The 18920-nt window shown below is 55.0% G+C and carries 17 protein-coding genes; 3 read left to right on the top strand and 14 right to left on the bottom strand.

Translation table 11 applies throughout. The features are described 5' to 3' along the window. Positions 1-2: 2 nt before the first annotated feature. The 6 genes from kdpB to FJD38_RS02380 all read right to left on the bottom strand — a co-directional run bounded on the left by kdpB (position 3) and on the right by FJD38_RS02380 (position 6885). Entirely contained in the window at positions 3-2075 is a 2073-nt protein-coding gene (gene kdpB, locus FJD38_RS02355; RefSeq protein ID WP_425281160.1) for a potassium-transporting ATPase subunit KdpB, read from the bottom strand. A gap of 10 nt (positions 2076-2085) precedes the next feature. Next, positions 2086-3780 carry a potassium-transporting ATPase subunit KdpA gene (gene kdpA / locus FJD38_RS02360; RefSeq protein WP_146383807.1) on the bottom strand — a complete coding sequence of 565 codons (1695 nt, stop codon included), beginning with the start codon at positions 3778-3780 and terminating at the stop codon, positions 2086-2088. A gap of 8 nt (positions 3781-3788) precedes the next feature. Next, positions 3789-3878 (bottom strand): K(+)-transporting ATPase subunit F, encoded by a 90-nt coding sequence (kdpF, locus tag FJD38_RS02365; protein ID WP_146383808.1) that lies wholly within the window; start codon positions 3876-3878, stop codon positions 3789-3791. A 182-nt stretch (positions 3879-4060) separates the two neighbouring features. Continuing rightward, entirely contained in the window at positions 4061-5065 is a 1005-nt protein-coding gene (locus FJD38_RS02370) for an RHS repeat-associated core domain-containing protein (RefSeq protein ID WP_146383809.1), read from the bottom strand. 108 nt (positions 5066-5173) lie between these two features. After that, the gene (locus tag FJD38_RS02375) at positions 5174-6406 is read right to left on the bottom strand and encodes a hypothetical protein (RefSeq protein WP_146383810.1); all 1233 of its coding nucleotides are present in this window, start codon (positions 6404-6406) and stop codon (positions 5174-5176) included. Between the two features lie 29 nt (positions 6407-6435). Further along, positions 6436-6885, bottom strand: a complete 450-nt coding sequence (locus FJD38_RS02380) for a YcgN family cysteine cluster protein (RefSeq protein WP_122784456.1) — start codon at positions 6883-6885, stop codon at positions 6436-6438. A 156-nt stretch (positions 6886-7041) separates the two neighbouring features. Between FJD38_RS02380 and FJD38_RS02385 the strand changes: the two genes are divergently transcribed. After that, entirely contained in the window at positions 7042-7635 is a 594-nt protein-coding gene (locus tag FJD38_RS02385) for a nitroreductase family protein (protein WP_122784455.1), read from the top strand. A 147-nt stretch (positions 7636-7782) separates the two neighbouring features. On the opposite strand, the gene FJD38_RS02390 is transcribed toward FJD38_RS02385, so the two are convergent. The 3 genes from FJD38_RS02390 to rnd all read right to left on the bottom strand — a co-directional run bounded on the left by FJD38_RS02390 (position 7783) and on the right by rnd (position 10266). Next, on the bottom strand, positions 7783-8715 hold the full coding sequence (locus tag FJD38_RS02390) for a D-2-hydroxyacid dehydrogenase (RefSeq protein ID WP_122784454.1): 933 nt from the start codon (positions 8713-8715) through the stop codon (positions 7783-7785). A 127-nt stretch (positions 8716-8842) separates the two neighbouring features. After that, a complete protein-coding gene (locus tag FJD38_RS02395; RefSeq protein WP_122784453.1) occupies positions 8843-9136 on the bottom strand; it encodes a YcgL domain-containing protein in 294 nt (97 codons plus the stop codon). Continuing rightward, on the bottom strand, positions 9133-10266 hold the full coding sequence (gene rnd / locus FJD38_RS02400) for a ribonuclease D (protein ID WP_146383811.1): 1134 nt from the start codon (positions 10264-10266) through the stop codon (positions 9133-9135). Before rnd ends, FJD38_RS02395 begins: the two co-directional genes overlap by 4 nt. A gap of 291 nt (positions 10267-10557) precedes the next feature. Between rnd and ampC the strand changes: the two genes are divergently transcribed. After that, complete coding sequence (gene ampC, locus FJD38_RS02405; RefSeq protein WP_146383812.1) at positions 10558-11721, top strand: class C beta-lactamase; 1164 nt, start codon at positions 10558-10560, stop codon at positions 11719-11721. Here the strand turns inward: ampC and FJD38_RS02410 are convergent. From FJD38_RS02410 to FJD38_RS02430, 5 genes are all read right to left on the bottom strand, one after another. Continuing rightward, entirely contained in the window at positions 11718-12365 is a 648-nt protein-coding gene (locus FJD38_RS02410) for a class I SAM-dependent methyltransferase (protein WP_122784450.1), read from the bottom strand. The two genes, ampC and FJD38_RS02410, sit on opposite strands and share 4 nt — an antisense overlap. 150 nt (positions 12366-12515) lie before the next feature. Continuing rightward, positions 12516-13895: a glutamine synthetase family protein gene (locus tag FJD38_RS02415; RefSeq protein ID WP_146383813.1), complete on the bottom strand. Its 1380-nt coding sequence runs from the start codon at positions 13893-13895 to the stop codon at positions 12516-12518. A 1194-nt stretch (positions 13896-15089) separates the two neighbouring features. Next, positions 15090-15392: a hypothetical protein gene (locus FJD38_RS02420; protein WP_146383814.1), complete on the bottom strand. Its 303-nt coding sequence runs from the start codon at positions 15390-15392 to the stop codon at positions 15090-15092. Then, positions 15385-16110, bottom strand: coding sequence for a DUF4225 domain-containing protein (locus FJD38_RS02425; protein WP_146383815.1), 726 nt, complete (start codon positions 16108-16110; stop codon positions 15385-15387). Before FJD38_RS02425 ends, FJD38_RS02420 begins: the two co-directional genes overlap by 8 nt. Then, a complete protein-coding gene (locus FJD38_RS02430) occupies positions 16107-16592 on the bottom strand; it encodes an Hcp family type VI secretion system effector (RefSeq protein ID WP_146383816.1) in 486 nt (161 codons plus the stop codon). Before FJD38_RS02430 ends, FJD38_RS02425 begins: the two co-directional genes overlap by 4 nt. Positions 16593-16878: 286 nt before the next feature. On the opposite strand from FJD38_RS02430, the gene poxB reads away from it, so the two are divergent. Next, complete coding sequence (gene poxB, locus FJD38_RS02435) at positions 16879-18600, top strand: ubiquinone-dependent pyruvate dehydrogenase (protein WP_122784444.1); 1722 nt, start codon at positions 16879-16881, stop codon at positions 18598-18600. The last annotated feature ends 320 nt before the right edge of the window (positions 18601-18920 follow it).

Raw genomic sequence — 18920 nt, forward strand, 5'->3', positions numbered from 1 at the left:
ACCTAAACCAGATGCAGCGCAGTGAGCAGCATGTCGATCAGTTTGATGCCAATAAAAGGCACCACCAAACCGCCCACGCCATAGATCAGCAGGTTGCGTCGCAGCAGTTGCGCCGCACTGGCCGCCTGCACCCGCACGCCCCGCAATGCCAGCGGGATCAGCACGACAATGATCAGCGCGTTAAACACAATGGCAGACAGGATCGCGCTCTGCGGGCTGTGCAGGTGCATCACGTTCAGCACGCCCAGTTGCGGGTAGATCGAGGCGAACAGGGCCGGCAAAATCGCAAAGTACTTGGCAACGTCATTGGCGATGGAAAACGTGGTCAGCGCACCGCGCGTCACCAACAATTCTTTACCGATCTGCACCACATCCAGCAGTTTGGTCGGGTCACTGTCGAGGTCGACCATGTTGGCGGCTTCGCGTGCCGCCTGTGTACCGTCGTTCATCGCCATACCCACGTCCGCCTGAGCCAGGGCCGGTGCGTCGTTGGCACCATCGCCGCACATGGCCACCAGTCGCCCGTCATTTTGCTCGTGGCGGATACGCGCCAGTTTTTTCTCCGGTGTGGCCTCAGCCAATACGTCATCAACCCCCGCCTCGGCCGCAATGGCTGCAGCCGTCAGCGGGTTGTCGCCCGTCACCATCACCGTACGAATGCCCAACTTGCGCAGTTCGGCAAAGCGCTCGCGTATCCCCGGCTTGACCACGTCCTTAAGATGAATCGCCCCCAGCAACTTGCCCTGGGCACAGACCAGCAAAGGCGTGCCGCCGCTTTGAGCGATTTTGTCTATTTCGCGCGACAGGGCGGGCAGTACTTCGTTGCGGGCCAGGCCTACGAATGCCAGCACCGAGTCCACCGCTCCCTTGCGGTAGATCCGACCCTGACAGTCGATACCCGACAAGCGTGTTTCAGCGGTAAAAGGCACCGCACTGAACTGAGCAGCGTCAGGCTCCGGCAAGGTGTGCAGGCCGCGAATAAACTCGACGATAGACTTGCCTTCAGCGGTTTCGTCCGCCAGCGAAGCCAGCAATGCCCCTTCTGCCAGCTCTTTGGCGGTCACGCCGGCAGAGGCATACAACGCCGTACACCGGCGGTTACCGAAGGTAATGGTGCCGGTTTTATCCAGCATCAGCACATGCACATCGCCTGCTGCCTCTACCGCACGGCCGGACTTGGCAATCACATTGAGTCGCACCAGTCGGTCCATGCCAGCGATGCCGATGGCTGAGAGCAAACCGCCAATGGTGGTCGGAATCAGTGTCACCAGCAGTGCCACCAGAAACACCAGCGGCAAGCTGCCACCGGCAAAGTAGGCAAAGGGCTGCAAGGTCACGACAACAATCAGAAAGATCAGGGTCAGACCGATCAGCAGGATATCCAGCGCCACTTCGTTGGGGGTTTTCTGCCGCTTGGCGCCTTCGACCAGTGCAATCATGCGATCCAGAGTCGACTCGCCAGGGTTGGCACTGATCCGCACCAGCAACCAGTCCGACACCAGCCGGGTGTTGCCGGTGACCGCCGAGCGATCGCCCCCCGACTCTCGTATCACCGGCGCAGACTCACCCGTAATCGCAGCTTCGTTGACGGCCGCAATGCCTTCTATCACTTCGCCATCACCGGGGATCATTTCACCCGCTTCGACGCGCACCACGTCGCCTTTGCGCAGGCGCGTGGCGGGGACGACTTCAAAACTGCCGGCACTGGTCATGCGCCTCGCACTCAAGCCGACGCTGCCGGCTTTAAGACTGTCCGCGCGGGCCTTGCCACGGCCTTCAGCCAAGGCTTCGGCAAAATTGGCAAACAGCACGGTAAACCACAGCCACAAGGCGATTTGCACTGCCACCGCAGTGGGCACTGCCGGTTCCGGTAGCAGGCACAACAGGGTGGTGAAAATAGCCGTTAATTCCACCACCAACATCACCGGCGATCGCTTGAGCTGGCGCGGGTCGAGTTTGACGAACGCTTGCCATAAGGCCGGTCGCCACAGGTCGGCAAACGCCGTCTTGGGTGACTCATGAGGATGGGCTTCAGGCACGGGGGAAATCTTTGAACCAGGAGCAGGCATATTCATCATCGTGTCCTTAGAAACCCAGAGTCAGTTGTTCAGCGATGGGGCCAAGGGCCAGAGTGGGCAAGAACGTCAGGCCGCCCACCAGCAAAATGGTCATGGTTAACAGCACCACAAACAGCGGGCCATGGGTGGGAAAACTGTTCTGGTCAATGGGGGCTGCTTTCTTCAGCGCCAGGCTGCCTGCCAACGCCAGCACGGGAAGGATGTAGCCGAAGCGCCCGATCAACATGCCCACACCCAGCATCAGGTTGTAAAACGGGGTATTCGCATTGAGCCCGGCAAAGGCTGAACCGTTGTTGGCGCTGGCCGAGGTAAAGGCATAAAGAATCTGGCTAAAGCCATGGGGGCCGGGGTTACTGACCGAGGCCACAGCACTGGGCAAAATAGCCGCCACTGCGCCCAGGACCAATACGCCGACCGGCATCACCAGCAGCGTGATCACCAGCCACTGGACCTCCTTGGCCTGAAGTTTTTTACCGAGGTATTGCGGGGTTCGACCAATCATCAATCCGGCCAGAAATACGGCGATAAGGACGTTAAGCAACATCCCGTAAAGCCCTGCGCCAACCCCACCGAAGATCACTTCGCCGACCATCATATTGACCAGCGCAACCATCCCGCTCAGCGGGTTAAGGCTGTCGTGCATGCCGTTCACCGAACCATTGGAAGCCGCGGTAGTGGTTTGAGTCCACAACACCGTCCCGGTGGTGCCGAAGCGTACTTCCTTGCCTTCCAGCGGTGCGTGTTGCTCTACCAGTGGGCTGTTGAGTGCTGGATTGGGTTGATATTCGGCATACAACGCGGTGCCGCCGCCGAGCAGAAACAGCGCCAACATACAGGCGATGATGGCCCGGCTCTGACGCAAATCCTTAACGTAATGGCCGAAGGTAAATACCAGTGCAACCGGGATCAGAATGATTGACGCCAGCTCGAACAGGTTGCTCCACGCGGTCGGGTTCTCGAACGGGTGGGCCGAGTTGACGCCAAAGAAACCGCCGCCATTGGTGCCCAATTGCTTGATGGCAATTTGACTGGCTGCCGGTCCCAGCGGGATCACCTGATCGGCACCCTGCATCGTCACGGCGTGGACGTAATGGGCGAAGGTTTGCGGTACGCCCTGCCACACCAGAAACAGTGCCAGCAGCAGACACAGCGGCAGCAGGCCATACAACGTAGCGCGAGTCATGTCGGCCCAGAAGTTACCCAACGTGCTTGCCGAGCGCCGGCTGATACCGCGGCACAGAGCGACCAGCACCGCCAGACCTGTGGCGGCGCTGACAAAATTCTGTACAGTCAGGCCGGCCATCTGGCTGAAGTCACTGAGCGAGGCTTCGCCGCTGTAACTTTGCCAGTTCGTGTTGGTGACAAAACTGACTGCCGTATTGAACGCCTGAGTCCATTCCTGCCCAGGTAATTGCTGCGGGTTGAGAGGCAGGTATTGCTGAAACACCAGCACCGAGAACAACAGCAAAAAACCCGCGAGATTGAACATCAGCAATGCCAGGGCATAATTGCGCCAGCTTTGCTCACTGCTCGGGTCAACGCCCGCTACGCGGTAACAGAGCTTCTCTACAGGCCCGACGACAGGCGTAAGCCATGTCCGTTGACCTTCCATAACCTTGTAGTAAAAACGGCCCAACCAAGGTGCGGGCAACAGTACCAGCGCAAAAAAGGCCAACACCAACGCATAGTCATAACTGTGCATACCCGCTCCTAGTTCCGATCTGCGCGCAACAGCGCAACCAGCAGGTAAACGAACAGCCCGAGGGCCAGCAGCAGTGACACTCCATCCAGTACACCCATGACAACTCTCCCCAGAACGGCATGCGCCGCGTGTAGGAGGATTGTGAGGAGTCAGGGTGTAAAGGATCGAGATTGAGCAGGAGCAGGGCCGTAAAGAAAATGTAAAAAACACTCTCTACACCCGGAAACAAGGCATTACCGGCGTATCAAATGACGCCACAGGTTGAGCAATGGGGAACGCGTCAGAGTCCGCGTATGGCATTACCTGTTTTTAGCGCTTTGGCATCGTGGGCACCCGCCAGTAACCCACCGCCTACATTGAAAGTGACACCGACGACCCTTTCAGGGCCAAAGGTTTTGGTCATCCAATGGTGGGCCGCTTTGAAGTGGGCGGTCGAATTGTGGATTTCCCCTCCCTCTACAGACTTCACAAGAGCGCCGTAGTGCGCACCCGCAGCGCGATCAAGGGGTATGCCATGGCTGGCCAGATTGTGGTTCACCAAAGACAAGGCGCGGGAAAAGGTCTGAGTTAAAGGCTGTTCTGAAGTTGCGCTGTGAATTATCTGACGTCCTGCCGAAGTGAAATCCGGAATACTTTTACTCCCGACAAGGGCCTGAGACGCCAGGGTAACGGTCTCTTTCGCCTTGCTGATGGCCTTTGGCACCTGAGCTGGATTCGCCGCAGTCAATAACGCCACCAGAGAAGTCAGACGCACAGGTAACCGAATATGGCCGCTGGGGTCTTGCCAATTGAGCGGATCACCTGAGCAATAGGCGTAGGCATTAACCCCTCCCTTGTCGAACGGACTCAACGTGTCGGGGCTGCAAAAGCGCATCAATCCAGGGTTATAGACACGTGAGCCATTGCCCAACATGTAGTATCCGGTCAACTCATCTCGCCACTCGCTGTTAAACCCCAGCAGACTGCTCTCGACGCTGGGGTCATGAAGATACCCATACGGGGTATAGCGTAGTGAGATGTGTAAGGGGTTACTCAAATCGTTCATGACCGAGCCTTGCACATCGGTGGCCAGTAACAAGGTTGAGCGATCAAGACACTGCTGAGCCAATAACTGGTGAACGCACCGGAATACACTGGTTTTCCCAGTGCTCTGAGTTTCAGTGGCGACACGATCGAGATGATAAAAGCGCTGCGTTAACCCTCGGCCTTCCGAGGTAAAGCCAATGCATCGATCAAGCGGATCAAATCGGTATTCATACAGCTCTGTATTTTTTAACGCCGACATAGGAAGAGGCTCCGGTAAAGGGCCCTAAGTCTGCGCAAACACATGCCGGCATCCTAGTTGACAGAGTTGACGGGGCGCTTCGTCTATTGCCCGCCCCCTCTCACCGGATTAACGCAAAAGAGGCGTGTCCAGTACTTCAGAATCTGCACCCAATACACTTTCGCTCAACTGAACAAAGGACTCAGTGTTGACCTTGCCCATGCGCATCAGCGCCTGGCTGACGTCATCGAGCGAACGTTTGTTGTGGGTTTGCAAACGAATTTCGCGGTCCAGGGCCTGCATTAGTGTGACGGCCCTCGCCACCATGGCCGGGCTTACCTGCTGGCCACGAAGACGGGTCACCCCCTTGCCGGCAGTATTAAGCCTGTGTTGCAACGCCTGATAACGCTCGTCGCTCATGCCACCGGCACGGCGCATCAGCTCTATGGCGTAGTACTCACTCAAGCCTTCGCCAATCCATACATGCCCCGGCTCATCGTTGATGGCGCTGAACACCTGAACCACTTCACGCAGTAATGGGCTGCTGCCGCTCTCACTGACCAATGGCAAGCCGCTGTACAGATAGATCGAGTTGCGTGACGCCGAACTGCCCTTCCACATCGGGCTCGCGGCCCCCACGATCAACAATTTGGCGGGATTGCGCGGGAACACGGCTTGAACGTGCGGCCAGACAAACGTCAATAGGGTCAACACATCCATGCGGTGCATGCCCTGACCTTTCGGGGCGGCGACAGTGACTTCGGTTTCACCCAAGGTGGTGCGGCGACTGCCCAGCGTGCCAGCCAGCATCCAGCCCGTGGGCCGATCGAATAAACGCGATATGTCATCGATGCGAAAGCGGTTTTTGCCGATGCGTGGCCACGCGGTTTCGACACTCTTCCAGCCATCAGGCAGCTCAAACTCCAGACGCGACACCAACTCTGTGCCGTCCTGCTGATCCAGCGCAGCCGGTGGCACCAGTTGTTCGCCCCGAAACAACGCCCACTGGGGGGTAATCAGCGTCTCGAAGCTGCCGTTTTTACGTAATTGATTCAAGCGCACGCGGTAGGACAGGCTGGCTTTGCCCGGCGTCGGATGCCAGAGGCCTCGGCTATGGGTAGCGTCCGGACTGAGCTGCCATTGGCCGTCGGCTTTAAAGTCGCTGTAGCTGCCCGTAGCGCCCAAATCGAAATCCAGACTACGCACCGCAGCGCCATCCGCCAGCGTCATACGCACCTGCGCCTGATTGCTTTGCGGCAACAGGCGCACGTGATAGTCCAGGTCCACTTTTTTGGCGGCCCACAGCAGACTGCTGACCATCACCAGTGCCAAGCCCAGAGATAATTGGTAACGCAGCGGCATACACACTCCTTTGGCCACCGCTCCGGCACTTAACCGGCGCGGAAAATCAGATGATCTTCCCAGTCCTCTTCCGCCACGCTGCCTTCGGCGAGCATGCGCCCTGATTGGGAAATACGCTCGTGATGCACGGCATCAGGGTCGCCACAAACCAAGTGGTGCCACAACGGCAGATCTTTGCGCTCGCTGACCAATCGGTAACCACACGTCGGCGGTAGCCACTTGAACGATTCGGCCTTGCCCGGCGACAACTGAATGCAATCGGGGACCGTGTCCCGACGCTTGGGATAATCGGTGCACTGGCAAGTTTTCAAGTCGAGGAGTTTGCAGGCAATGCGCGTGTAGTAAACGCTGTTGTCCTCCTCGTCTTCGAGTTTTTGCAAGCAGCACAGCCCACAGCCGTCGCACAGCGACTCCCATTCCTCTTGATCGAGTTGATCGAGGGTCTTGCGGATCCAGAACGGTTCAACTTTTGCGGCCATGGCTCAAACATCTACATCGGGGAGTGGAAAAGGCCGCCAGTCTAGTGCCCAAGGCCTCGCGAGCCAAGTGTTAGGGCCAGACGGTGTAACAGGACTTGTCACATCGAAGCGGTAACAGTAGTTTTGCACTGACACCTACACACTCGGGAAACGTGAATGCCAGCTTCCAACCGCACTGCTGAACATCAAATAGACGAGCAATTTACTCAACGCTGGTCACCTCGTGCCTTTACCGACGAAACCATTGATAAAGCTACTTTGCTGAGCTTTTTCGAGGCCGCACGCTGGGCGCCTTCTGCCTACAACGCCCAGCCTTGGCGATTTTTGTATGCGTTGCGTGGCACCCCCGAGTTCGAGCGTTACCTGAGTTTGCTGGTGGAGTTCAACCAGGGTTGGGCCAAACATGCTGCCGCGCTGGTGGTCATTGTGTCGAAAACCACGTTTGCGGCACCGGGTACCACTGAAGAAAAGCCGGCGCCGACCCATGCCTTCGACACAGGCGCTGCCTGGGGTCATCTGGCGCTGCAAGCGCACCTGAGCGGCTGGCACACCCACGGCATGAGTGGCCTGGATTACGAACGTGCCCGCCAGGAGCTGAAAATCCCTGAGGGTTATGCGGTCCAGGCCATGGTTGCCATCGGCAAACGGGGTGACAAGGCAAGCCTGGTGGATTACTTGCAAGCCAAAGAAGTGCCCAGCCAGCGCGTACCGCTGAGCACGCTGGTCGCCGAGGGCGATTTCAGCTTGTAAGACCCGTAGCAGACGCCGCAGGCAGCGTTCGATTGCACAACGATCGCAATGTCTGAGCCTGCGGTTCACCGTGTGAACCGCTGTTTCTGAATTTACGACGGCTACACTGCCGATCGCAGCCTGCGGCAGCTCCCACAGGTTTTAATCTCAATAACCGCGCTCGAAATCCACTTCGCCGTAGGTCGTTTCACCGGCTTGAAACGCCCGTAAATTGTCGACAAACAGTTGCACCATCATCTGCGGCGATGTCGGTGCCGAGCTGTGCCCGGTCAACAGCAAGCCCCAGGCTGTCCAGAAGGGATGCTTGGCCGGTAACGGTTCTTGACGGCACACATCAATGATTGCACCGGCCAGATGGCCCAGACGTAATGCTTCAACCAGGTCGGCGTCCACTACCGCCACACCCCGACCAACGTTCATAAACACGCCGTTGGGGTTGAACAACGCGAAGAGTTCGGCATCGTACAAGTCATGCGTGTCCGGCGTGTTGGGCAACAGATTGATGACGTAATCCATCTGCCCGACCAGTCGCGGCAAGTCGCTTAGGGTTGCCACTTCTTTAAACGGCGCCTGTTCACGAGCGCTGCTGGCGATGGCATACAACTGCACTCCGAACGGAAGCAGGAACTGCGCCACGGTTTGACCAATGTCCCCAGCACCGACAATCAGCACCTTGCGACCGACCAGGCTTTGCCCGGTTCGGCTGTCCCACTTGCGCTCGACTTGACTGACCAGCCGCGCCATCACTTCGCGTTCGTGACCCAGCATGTAGGTCAACACGTATTCGGCCATGACCTGCCCGAAAATACCCACTGCCCGACTCAGTCGATAGTCACGCCCCAGGCCTGGCGCCAGCAAAGGTGTGATCCCGGCCCAGGTCGATTGCAGCCATTGCGGCGTGTGCCCTTGGCGCAACAGGGTCGCCAATAAATCGGGTTGCCCTAGCCACACGGGGCAATCAGCGGCCATTTGTGCCAGCTGCGCAGAATCGCCACTGGTTTGTATGTCCAGCTGCGGTGCAGCCTGTTGGAGGAGCTTGGCGTAAAGGGGGTAATCGTGCTCGGCAATCAGGACGCGCATGCTTCTAAACCTTCTTAAAACACTGTCAGCGCCCATCGCCCAGGTTTGCCCCGTCGCGCTCGGCCACCGTCAATCAAATTCAGTCAATGTGAGACAGGTGCCCGGGCCCGGGCACCTGAGGCAGCCGTTACATAGGGTCGTTGCGACGTAGAAGCTCTTCGGGCAAGTGCTCAATGTATTCGTCTTCGGCAGGCGGCATTTGCAGGTGATAGCCCTGCGTTTCAAGGTTATCCAACACCTTGGTAATGTCTTCGCGCGACAGTTTGCGTTCCGGCGTCAACACCAGATCAAACGCGTGAACAGGTTTGCCGAAAGCCAGCATCAGGGTTTCGGGTACACGCTCCAGGGCATCGGCCTTGAGCACGTACAAATACATTTCGTTGCGTTTGGTACTGCGATAGATCGAGCAAATACGTTTCAAGAAGGTTCTCCAGCGCAGGTCAGGCAATCAAGCAACGCCTGTCCCATCAGCTCACGGCGCCATCCGCGCAGTGAGTCCGGCAATTGATAAGGCCCATTGGGAAAGCCACTTTTTACCAGCGCTTCCAGGGTTTTTTTGCGCAGCATCAGCTCTGGCGCAATATTGAGACGCTCGGCCAATTCCTGGCCAACGGCGCGCAAGCGTTTGATCAGCAGTGCAGCCTCAACCGGCAAGGGCTCAGGTACAACGGGTGGCCATTGTTCAGGCGGTAGACTGCCAGCACGCTTGATCAGGTCCAGTAAAAATTCGCCATCCTGACGCACGGTACGCGGGTGCATGTCTTCAATGCGCGCCAGCGACACCAGATTATCGGGTTGGGTTTTGGCTAAAGGCCACAATGCATGTTCACGCACCACTCGATTACGTGGCAGGTCACGGGCACGGGCTTCTTTTTCACGCCAGGCGCAGAGCTCACGCAACACCGCCAACTGATCCCGTGACAGTTTCCAGGCCAGCTTGGCCTCACGGTACACCTCATAAGGGTCTACTTCGCGGCGTAGATTGGCAACCAGCTCTGCACCGTCCTCAAGCACCCAGGCGTACTTTTCATCCGACAGACGCGGACGCAACAGCACATACACTTCAGCCAGATGCAGGGCATCTTCAGCGGCGTAGCTGATCTGAGTGTCCGACAGTGGGCGTTGCAGCCAGTCAGAACGGGTTTCGCCTTTGGGCAGGTCGAGGTCGAGAACCTCTTTGACCAGACGCGAATAACCCATGGAAAAACCGAGATTGAGATAAGCCGCTGCCAACTGGGTGTCGAATAACGGCACCGGCAAACTGCCCGTGAGACGCAACAGCACTTCGAGGTCTTCGCTGCAAGCGTGCAGCACTTTGACCACTGACGTGTTCTCCAACAAGGCGGCCAGAGGCTGCCAATTGTCGATGGTCAGGGGGTCGATCAGGTAAGCCCGCTCGCCGTCACCAATCTGGATAAGACCGGCAATCGGATAAAAGGTATCGACCCGCATAAATTCGGTGTCGAGGGCTACAAATGGCAAATGCTGCCATTTGGCACAATGCTGGCCGAGGCTATCGTTGTCGCGAATCCAGTGAATATCGATGGCCACACGGCTCTCCCTTGAAGAATGGCGCGCAGTATATATCGCCGCCCGACCTTATCGGGTAATGACTGACAATCTAAACGACGAAAATACCTACAGAAATTAAAGTAACCACCTGCATGAGTTTTTACATTTTTACAGGTAGGTTTCACCGACCTGTGTCAACGCAGGTCGGTGCCAGGCGAACGGGCCACACGGAATTTGATACCTCACGCGTTGGCCTGTTACGGGACACTCCCCATCAGCTCGCCTTGAAAGCACACGCGCGACTGATCGACAAACAAGAGGATGAACTGAATGTTATCACCCCCCAAAATGTCACTCGCCGCCTGCGCCCTGATTGGCCTCAGTGTTTTTACCCGTGCAGCCATCGCTGAAAACGCTGTGCCGGCAACCTTGGACAGCGTCGTGCAACAAGCCGCCACCGAGGTCATGAAGGCTCACGACATTAGCGGCCTTGCGATTGCTGTCAGCCATGACGGCATCCAGCAGTTCTACAGCTTCGGTGTGGCCTCCAAAGCCACCCAAGCACCCGTTACACCTGACACCCTGTTTGAAGTTGGCTCGATCAGCAAACTGTTTACGGCCACCTTGGCTGCCTATGCACAGGCCAATGGCCAGCTTTCCCTCACTGATCCCGTCGAAAAATACCTGCCTGAACTGCAAGGCAGTGCCTTCGGCAAAGTCCTCCTCATGCATTTGGCAACCCACACCGCGGGTGGGTTCCCGTTACAAGTACCCGAGCGCGTGAAAAACGAGCAGCAATTGATGGATTACCTGAAAGCCTGGAAGCCCATCTACCCTTCGGGCACACAGCGCAGCTATGCCAACCCCAGCATTGGCATGCTGGGCATGATTGCGGCCAAAAGCATGAACCAGCCTTTTGTGGCAGCGATGGAAAACACCCTGTTTCCGGCATTGGGTCTGAGCAGTAGTTACTTGCAGGTACCCGCGGCCAAAATGTCGCTGTACGCACAGGGCTACAACTCAGATGACCAGCCGGTAAGAGTCAATCCCGGCGTACTGGCCAATGAAGCTTATGGCGTGAAAACCAGCGTGCATGACCTGATTCATTTTGCCGAACTTAACATTGGGCTGGGTAACCCCCAGCCCAAGACCCAGCGTGCCATTGCGCAGACCCACACCGGCTACTTCCAGATCGGGCCAATGACCCAGGATTTGATCTGGGAGCAATACCCCTACCCGGTCACACTGAAAAACCTGCTGACAGGCAACTCAAACAAAATGGCCTACGAGAATAATGGCGCCCTGGCCCTGAACCCGCCCATGGCGCCACAACAGGCTGTATGGATGAACAAAACCGGGTCAACTTCTGGCTTTGGTGGCTATATCGCCTTGATCCCCATTAAAAAACAGGCCGTGGTGATCCTGGCCAACAAAAATTACCCCAACAGTGAACGCATCGAAGTGGCGTACAAAATCTTCAACGCCTTGAACTAGGCTTTTTTAACTAACACATAAATACTGCCCAGCCGGCGGCCGGGCAGCACATCGTAATGTTTGAGGATGCTGAAACCTGCTTCGGCAAACTGCCCTTCCACATCGTCCTTGCGTACGACAATCCGTGGAGCGTTATTGAGCAGTTCCGACGAACGTCCCACACACAACGAAACGATGAGGCTATCGCGGCTCACGCGGTGTAATTCGCGCAAGATGGCAAGACGATGCTCAGCGTTGTGCACGTGGTGAAACAGCTGCATGCAAAAAATGCTGTCTACAGCGTTAGCGGGCATGTCGATAGAAAACACGGCGCTTTTGAACAACTTGATACGGGCCAGCAAACTCGCGGGATGATGTGTTTGTGCATGATCGAGCATGCTCTGAGAAGAGTCGGCAGCGAGAATCACCCGATTGCCGTGTTCTGCCAGCACAGGCCAGAAGCGCCCTGCGCCGCAAGCAATATCCAGTACCAGACCCGGTTCACCGGCAACCTTGAGGGCGCGACGTACCAATTGATTTTCGCGCCACGCGGTCCACCGTCGGGTCAACCCTTGCGGGCGCACTTCACGGCAGACCTGCGCATGTTCGCGGCCATAGCGCTCGGCGAATTCAAGCTCAAAGGTGGACGGTGGCTGAGTGGACATGCCCGCTGACTCGTAGGTTTGTTGATGTTCTGCGAGCAGGTTAACCATGGTCCAGTGAAAAAAATGTCACGAAAAAGCCAGATCGGGAAATCTGGCTGCACGCTAGAAGCCGATCCGCTCTTACTTGAGGCTTGCCGCTAGCCTCCCCCCTTACGCTTGATGCAAATACCAACGCCAATCCTGTTCCCCCACTTGCCCCATAAACTGCCGATACTCGGCATTTTTGACCGCCAGATAAACCTTCAGAAATTCAGGGCCAAAGGCTTCTTTCGCCCAATGCGAGGCTTCCAATGCCCGCAAGGTGGTCAACCAATCGGTCGGCAGCCTTTCGCTGGCCAGCGCATAGCCATTGCCTTCTACCGGCGCACCTGGATCACGCTCTTCGCGGATACCCCGATGGATTCCCGCCAAAATCGCAGCCGCCGCCAAATAGGGGTTGGCGTCAGCGCCACAAATTCGGTGTTCGATATGCCGCGAAAACGCCGGACCTCCCGGAACTCGCAGGCTCACGGTACGGTTATCGACCCCCCAGGTCGCGGCCAACGGCGCATAGCTGTTGCTCTGAAAACGGCGGTACGAATTGGCATTCGGGCAAAACATCAGCAATGAATCGAGCAAGGTGCTGAGCATCCCGCCTACGGCATGGCGCAGCAAGGGTGTGCCGTCAGACGCTTCACTGGCGAACAGGTTGTTGCCGTCTTTATCGGCCAGGCTCACGTGCATATGCATGCCTGTGCCCGCCAAGTCATCAAAGGGCTTGGCCATAAAACAGGCAAGCATCCCGTGTTTATGCGCCACGCCTTTGACCAGGCGCTTGTAACGTACGGCTTCATCCATCGCTTGCAAGGCGTCGTTGCGGTGCTCAAGGGTGATTTCCACCTGCCCCGGCGCGTATTCAGAAATGGCCGTGCGGGCTGGAATCCCTTGCAGCTTGCAGGCGCTGTACAGATCCGCCAAAAACGGTTCGATTTGCTCCAGCTCTCGCAGTCCGTACACCTGAGTGGCACGCGGACGTTGACCGTCTACGTCCCGTGCCGGTTGCGGTCGCCCATTGCTGTCGCGCTGGCGATCCAGCAGATAAAACTCCAACTCAGCCGCCATTACCGGGTAATAGCCGTCGGCCTTCAACCCCTCGATAACCTTGGACAACAGATGCCGAGGATCGGCCACAGTGGCCGGCATGCCTTCTTGCGGGTGCATGCTGACTTGTACCGCCGCCGTGGGTATCAAACGCCAGGGCATGCGCTGCAAGCTGCAACTGATGGGATAGGCGCGACAGTCAATATCGCCCACGTCCCAGACCAGCCCGGTGTTTTCGACATCATCGCCATTGATGTCCAGGCCCAGGATAGTGCTCGGCAGTGGGCGCCCGCTCTTATAGATTTCCAGCAATTCATCGCGGTGCAACAACTTGCCCCGTGGCACACCGTTGTTGTCGAGGATAAACAGCTCGAACATTTCGATATCAGGGTTATCCGACAGAAAACTCTGGGCTTCTTGCAGGGCAGCAAACGCAGTCGTGGTACTCATGGCAATACTCGTAAATTCATATCTGAAAGGCGTAAAGGCACGCCGTGACTGCAACCCCGAGGGGTAACAGACGTTCAAGACTTAACGGAAGGTACGGGTATCCGGCGGGCGGGCATGTCGACAGTGGAACAAAGCCCAGAAGGCCAGTTTCGAAGGGAGGGGGCAGAGATTATGGGCGGGCAGAAGAAAACCCAGGCAGCTCTCAGCAGGGAGCGCATGGCGCTGCGGCGATTCAGGACTGGGACACTCAGCCTTTTTGACAACCATGCTCACAACCACACCGCATTGGGGATGCCCAGCCTCACACGATTTATAGGGTTTATCAAATGCAGGATTTACGACCTTCAGGTTCATTCTGGGTAAACATACGGACAATTCTCTTTATATCACTTCGTTGGCGCAGCCTAATCAAAGCTTTCTACGTGTGAACCACATGTATTTTTTCTTGGCCCCCGGGACAGAAAACATATAAGCCAACGCTACAAAGAAAGAGAACCACTGCATGCTATAACTCGTATATCTATCTACAATGGGTAGATACCCTATCTTGGCATGGAAGACATGTATGAATATAAAAAACACATTAACCACTGTGACCCCGTAAAACTTGAGAGCGCTATTATTCTCTCCCGACCATGCATAAGTTGCCCAGAATGAAGGCAAGTAACACACTAAACTAAGGAAAACAAAACCCACATAGAATAAATAGCTATTCATTTGCTCAAGCACCCGAAAACCTCAAGATCCATCACCCTCAAAGCTTCCGCTTTGAAAATCCACAATTAACAGGCTTCGATACAGGCCCTGTAAACATAAACAAAAGCAACATAAAAGATAAAAACCATCTCATCGCTAAATTATCAACAGCGCCTATAAAAACCAGCTCTCCAAACCTCATTCAGTACATATGGACAAATGCAAATACGCAATTATATAAAACCACCGACCAAAACTTTAACTGCGTCACATTCTCTCCGGACCATTTACAGGTAGCCCACAGTGAAGGTAAATAAAAAACCACACTGAATAAAACAATACCTGTGTAAAACAACATATTATTCATTTCTCGCGTTTCCATTCATCACATACCACCTTAACCGTTACGATATTAGCCACTCGACTAAGTATAAGCTCCATTACCTGCTATGGTTTTTCAAACCCAAATCACAACATAAACCCCACCGAAGAACAATGCTACTTGCGAGTAAACCACATATATTTTTTCTTCGCCCCAGGGAGAGAAAATACATAAGCCATAGCTACAAAGAAAGAGAACCACTGCGCTCCATTACTTGTATTTTTATCGATGACTGGCAAATAGCCTGTCTTAGCATGAAGGACATGAACACCTATAAAAAATATATTATAAACAGCAATACTCAGTAGCCCTAGTAAGCTTATACCCCCTCCTGAGTACGCAAATCTCGCCCAAAATGAAGGAAGATAAAACAGCATGCTAAAAAAAACGAAACCTACATAAAAAACGACATTATTCATTGCCTCTACCCCATTGCTCTTTAATGGCAATTAAACTATTAGCATCCGAGACCAGACCCACTGCTGTGCTACCAGGATTACTAGATTGTAAACCTCTAAGATAATCAGCTCGAACATACCTAAATAGTTTCCAGGATTCGGGTTTCAGAACCAACCTTCCCGCACCATAAAAAGACCCTGCCAAGTCCGCGACACCATAAGCAATATTGCCTTCTCGCTCTGTCCCGCCCACTGCTTTGGCTACAGAGTGATAGACCTTTCGTATGGGGCCCTGTGTATCGGAGCGTCCCGATAAAAGATTACGACCGTTTTCATAAATATTATTCCCACCCTGAAGCATCAGTGGCGCCCCTATGCCTAAACATAAGCCACCTGCCGAGACATAACAAACGCCGCCACCCAAAACTACTTGCATGCCTCCAGCCGCAACCCCCACGCCTAGTAACGCCTTGTCCATTAAGGTGTGTTTCACCAATGCATTGCCTTGTTTATTAATAGCTTCAAGTCCCTGCGCGGTGCTTTTCTTGCCGCTATAAACGTCCTGAACAATACCCCGTGTGTACTCCGTTATGTCTCGATTGAATTGCAAGCGAACAGACAAATTTTTAAGTCGCTGTATCCCAACCGTACAGGCCTGATTCGTCAAAAGATTCACCGCCTGATCTAACGCCCTCACTTCATCGTCTGCCAATGAATGCTGCGATTTATCAGGCCTCATTTGTCCTCATCCCAACTGCTGTAGCCACTGGTGCCGGCGATATGATGCATCCAGCAAATCTCACGATAACTCAGAGCCATGACTTCTTGAATGTCGGCATCGTTTTCCAACGTGGCATGGGGCATGACTAGCGTCAGTTCTGTCAAAATACAACCCGATATATCAACGGTAAAAAAACGCTCCTGAACGCCCATCGGCGAAGTTCGGTAAAAGTTGATCTTGCACTCAAGGATCTCTCTATTGGTCAGGGCTTGCGCCAGCAAAGGGGTCGACTTGTCTATGTTTTTTACGATCGCGATGGGTTGATGAGTGGCTCGGTCGAGGTTTCCCAGATTCAACATGGTGTGATTGAAGGAGAGCACCATGACTTCATCGCGATGCCCGATTTGGCATTTATTGCCAATGGACTCCGCAGTGGAACAGCCTGCCGAGATCAGGCCTTGGCTTTTGCCCGAAATGCTCATGTAACCGTGACTTGCCATTTGCTGTTCCCCCCTGGTTAAAGAACGCAAGCTAGCGGAGAACTCATTACTTTTATGTAGGAATTCTCTGTATTTAAAATAATTCTCGTCTTCTCTTTTCTTATGCGGTGTAACGCCCGGTTACATCCGCTGATCTCCTTCACCACGAACGGTAGGTGTGACATGAACACATCTTCATCGAACGTTTTAAAAACCGATGGGGTCGCATGCAGTGTCTATCCTGCTTGGCAACGGTTTTCAACCTGACTCAAGCCACCCGATTTCCCACTTCAAGGAGCCTCCCCCCATGAGCAGAACGGTTGCCGATTTCATCACCGAAACCTTGCAGCAAGCAGGGGTAAAGCGTGTGTTTGGCGTCGTGGGCGATTCATTGAATGCCTTCACCGACTCACTGCGCCGTCAGCAGCAGATTGAATGGATTCATATGCGCAACGAGGAGTCAGCGGCCTTTGCCGCCGGTGCCGAAGCGCATTTGACTGGCGAACTGGCAGTCTGTGCCGGCAGTTGCGGGCCAGGTAACTTGCATTTGATTAATGGTCTGTTCGACGCGCACCGCAGCGGTGTGCCCGTGCTGGCGTTGGCCGCACATATCCCCAGCAGTGAAATCGGCATCGATTATTTTCAGGCCACGCACCCCGAAAGCCTGTTCAAGGAGTGCAGCCATTACGTCGAGCTGGTATCCCATGCCGAGCAGTTACCGCAAATTCTTGAACGCGCCATGCGCGTGGCCATCGCTAAACGCGGCGTGGCGGTGGTGGTGATTCCCGGAGACGTTGCGCTGCAAGCCACCGAGGCCAAAGTGCCTAACTGGATAACCCCTACCCAACCGCTGATTTGCCCCACTCTGAGTGATATCGACCAATTAGCGTCGTTTCTCAATAACGGCAAAAAGGTCACCCTGCTGTGCGGCGCAGGTTGCGCAGGTGCCCACACCGAAATTCTGGCACTGGCCGAACGCCTGAATGCGCCAATCGTGCATGCCTTGCGCGGCAAGGAACATGTCGAGTACGACAACCCCTACGACGTCGGCATGACCGGGCTGATCGGTTTCGCCTCGGGCTACAAGGCAATGATGAGCTGTGACACGCTGCTGATGCTCGGCACTAATTTTCCCTATCGCCAGTTTTACCCGGAGCACGGTTATATCGCACAAATCGATCTGCGCCCCGAAGCGCTGGGCAACCGCTGCCCGTTGGAATTGGGCCTGATCGGCGATGTGAAGCTGACATTGCAGGCAGTGTTGCCCAAGGTCGACCAAAACCCTGACCGCGAGCATCTGGACAAAGCACTCGACGACTACAAAGTCGCCCGCCAAGACCTCGACGCGCTGGCCGAGAGCGGGCCTGAGAGCTCGATCATTCACCCGCAATACCTCAATCGCCTGGTCAGTGAACTGGCCACGGAAGATGCGATTTTCACCTGTGATGTGGGCACGCCCACCGCTTGGGCTGCCCGCTATTTGAAGATGAATGGCAAGCGGCGACTCGTCGGCTCGTTCAATCACGGTTCGATGGCCAATGCGATGTTGCAGGCGATTGGTGCTCAGGCGGCCTTCCCGTTCCGGCAGGTAATTTCCATGTCGGGGGATGGTGGTTTCACCATGATGATGGGTGATTTTCTGACCCTCAGTCAGGTGGGCTTGCCGGTCAAGGTGATCGTGCTCAATAACGGCACGCTGGGGTTTGTCGAGATGGAAATGAAAGCTGCGGGCTTTCCTGATGTGGGCTGTGATCTTAAGAACCCCAATTTTGCAGCCATGGCTGAGGCGATGGGGGTCAAGGGCATTCGGGTCGAACATCCCGCAGAACTCGAAGGGGCGTTGCGTGAGGCTTTCAGCCATGACGGCCCGGTGCTGGTGGATGTCGTGAGTGCCCGACAGGAGTTGGTGATGCCACCGAGCAAAACCTTTGAACAGGCCAAAGGCTTCAGTCTGTTTATGCTCAAAACCGTGATGGATGGCCGTGCGCGCGAGCTGATTGATTTGGCCAAAGTCAATTTGTGGCGCTAAGTAAAGTGCTTTCCCTGTGAAGCGATATTGATCGCTCCACAGGGATTACGGGGTTTTTTATGCATGTTAAAAGCCCCATCAATATTAACGCTCACTCCAAACAGTCAATAAATTTGATATAAACATTAATCATCACAGCCACCCCCTTTAAACATCCCCGCTCTACCACCCCCTATAAACACTCATATTATCCAAGACTTATATTCTGAAACATACAAACGCGTCCAAATACTCAAATCAAACACCATGTTTTAAATACCACGCAACTACAAGAATTCTCCTACAAACATAAAATCTTATCTTACTTTTTAGAGCAAAGA

The organism is Pseudomonas saxonica, assembly GCF_007858365.1.
Taxonomy (GTDB): Bacteria; Pseudomonadota; Gammaproteobacteria; order Pseudomonadales; family Pseudomonadaceae; genus Aquipseudomonas; species Aquipseudomonas saxonica.